Origin of the sequence: Anaplasma phagocytophilum (genome assembly GCF_023476575.1) — a bacterium.
In the GTDB taxonomy this organism is placed as follows: Bacteria; Pseudomonadota; Alphaproteobacteria; order Rickettsiales; family Anaplasmataceae; genus Anaplasma; species Anaplasma phagocytophilum_A.
In genome coordinates, this window is sequence record NZ_JAHLEX010000128.1 from 1 (window position 1) to 2,456 (window position 2,456).

Sequence of the window (2,456 nt, forward strand, 5' to 3'; positions counted from 1 at the left end):
CATTTCATTGCTATAATGTCATCCTGTTTTGATATATACTCATCTTATGTGTTCAAATCCCTGTTTTTTAGATTCTTGGTTGTGATTCCTATTCCATATTTAAATTCAAGTGCAATACCCATAAGAGAAGTATTCGGAAGCCCTGCGTAGATTTTTCAAAAGAACTCAAATCCCCTGTAAATGGACGTTCAACACGTTGCACGGGATTGCTGAAGTGTGTATAGTATAGTAATGTTGCTGTATGATGTAGGTACTCAGTGTTTGTAACTTGATACTATCCGGATCTTACACTATGTTAAGTACAAACACGTCATCTTATCTGACACAGTGAGCAGTGCATTTATATTCTCTTCTTCGGCCTTAATGCCGATGAAAGAAATTGAACGCGCCTTCTTCCGCGTTTTATACAGCATGCATCACAACAAAGCAGACACTAGCACCGTCACAAGACTCTAGCGTTCAATGCCACCATGAAAAGAACATCCCTATAGTTATTCCAATGTTCTACGGATGCACGTGCAACAATAGCGAGATCATAAGAGGAACGTAGAACATTCCAATCACAGTGCTTATGAGCAAAATCATTGCTGCTCTGTCCGGCTGATAATTGAACATTGAAGCAAGTATTACCCCCGTGCTTGATACTGGTATAATCGCAAGCAGAATGAGTGCCTGGTAAGCCTGAGTGTTGTACCAACCCGGGCCAATTCGATCGAGGAAAATTAGCAGAAGTATCAAAAGAGGCCACGCCACGTATTTTATCAATACTGTCAGTACAATAAGTTTAAAATCTATCGCAAAATCCTTAATATTAGCTATCGCTATGCCCAGCAAAATCGTTCCTAAGACCATATAAGAGTTGGTCATACTGTTCGCTATGCCAAACAAAAACGTGGGTATCGGCACATGAAAGTAATTTAATAAAAAAGCAGCAATAGTCGCATGAAAAGCAGGAAGAAGTATTAGCCTTTTTGCGCACTGACGAGGAGAATATAGTCTTTGTGTTACAATATAAAACCCAAAGCTATTTTCAAAAAACAGCATTCCGATGTAGCACAACAGATATACAGATACAGTTTCCTCATCAAACAACGCTATAGCTACGGGAAGTCCAAAAAAGCCCATACTAGAACTTCCAGAACTAAAAGCTAGCATGTTCCTTGTGTGATCTCTGAAGACGAGTGCGGAGACCTTGTATACCACAAAGGACATTATGCAACAGATCACAAACGTTATGAGAGGTAGCGACGCAAACTCCGGGCTGATTTTGGTTTTTATAATCCCGAAGAATACAACAGAGGGTCCGATAATATAGAACAACAATTTTCCGAGCGTGGAACTGTCAAGCTTGATGAACTTTCCGGCTACAAACCCCAGCAGAATAGTTGTGTACAAAGGAAGGACCTTGGACAGCAAAGTAAAGAACATAACTGAACTTCAAACCCACTAGGACAGCAATTTACGGAGGTACTTTACCACAAGTCAGAATCTTCTCACAACACATTAGTTATAAACTTAAACGCCGAATATAGGCTATAATCCCCTCTTTCTTAAGAAATTTGTGGCATATGACTTAGGAACTCTCAAAGCAGTAGCATCCTGCAGCAAGATATAGGGTATACCATGCGCTTCTACATAAGCAATTGCATCTTCCTTGCTCGCAAAGCACATACGTATTTGTTGTAAGGTTTCTTCCGAACCTATCCACCCCATCAAACTATCAACATACTGTGAGGCTGATGGCTCAAACTCTACATACCAAAGATTACCACGAAACGTGCCAGACTGCATCGCGTTTTTAGCAGGCCGACGCACCAGTGCACAAGAACCATTCTTATTCACTTGAAATCATTCACGAACAGAGTACGATGCATTAAGTGTAACAGGTATTGCCTATATGTCCATTCATATCAGTAGTAAGTTCGAAGAAGCGATGAAAGAACTGGAAAATATAGTGGCAGAGTTGGAGTCTGGTAATGTACCCTTAGAACGAAGTGTAGAGCTTTTCAATAAAGGTAAGGAACTCCATAAATATTGTGATAAAGTAATAAAAGAAATTTCACTACATATTGAATCTGTCGACCCTGATGACAAAGAGTCAAGTGCAAAATTCAGTGATTACTGATAAAGTCTTTGTTTTTCTGCCTAAGTTGTTCTGTACCGGAACAGTAAATAACCGTATGTTGTAGTGAAATTGTTTATATCCTGGACAAAGCAACCTTTTTAACCTTTTACAAGAAGCTGCATATACATAATGTGTAAAAAAGAATCTAAACATGTCACCCTTCTTCCAAAACCGGCTATAACCTATAAAATCAAGGATACACATACAACGAGAAATTCTCAATCGACGACATAACACGCCCTTGTGCAACTACATGCTATCAGGTCCCAGACTTAAAATAGAGGAGCATATGTCCAATGTGTTATATCAACGCACTTCTATTGCCTTAAAC

3 protein-coding genes are annotated in these 2,456 nt (G+C 39.4%); 1 reads left to right on the forward strand and 2 read right to left on the reverse strand.

The window, feature by feature from the left end; all coding sequences use genetic code 11:
• Positions 1–504 precede the first annotated feature (504 nt).
• Positions 505–1,428 (reverse strand): AEC family transporter, encoded by a 924-nt coding sequence (locus tag KPX09_RS04985; protein WP_249549263.1) that lies wholly within the window; start codon positions 1,426–1,428, stop codon positions 505–507.
• A gap of 105 nt (positions 1,429–1,533) precedes the next feature.
• Positions 1,534–1,842, reverse strand: coding sequence for an ETC complex I subunit (locus KPX09_RS04990; protein WP_249549264.1), 309 nt, complete (start codon positions 1,840–1,842; stop codon positions 1,534–1,536).
• A gap of 55 nt (positions 1,843–1,897) precedes the next feature.
• Between KPX09_RS04990 and xseB the strand changes: the two genes are divergently transcribed.
• A complete protein-coding gene (gene xseB / locus KPX09_RS04995) occupies positions 1,898–2,125 on the forward strand; it encodes an exodeoxyribonuclease VII small subunit (RefSeq protein WP_249549265.1) in 228 nt (75 codons plus the stop codon).
• Positions 2,126–2,456 lie beyond the last annotated feature (331 nt).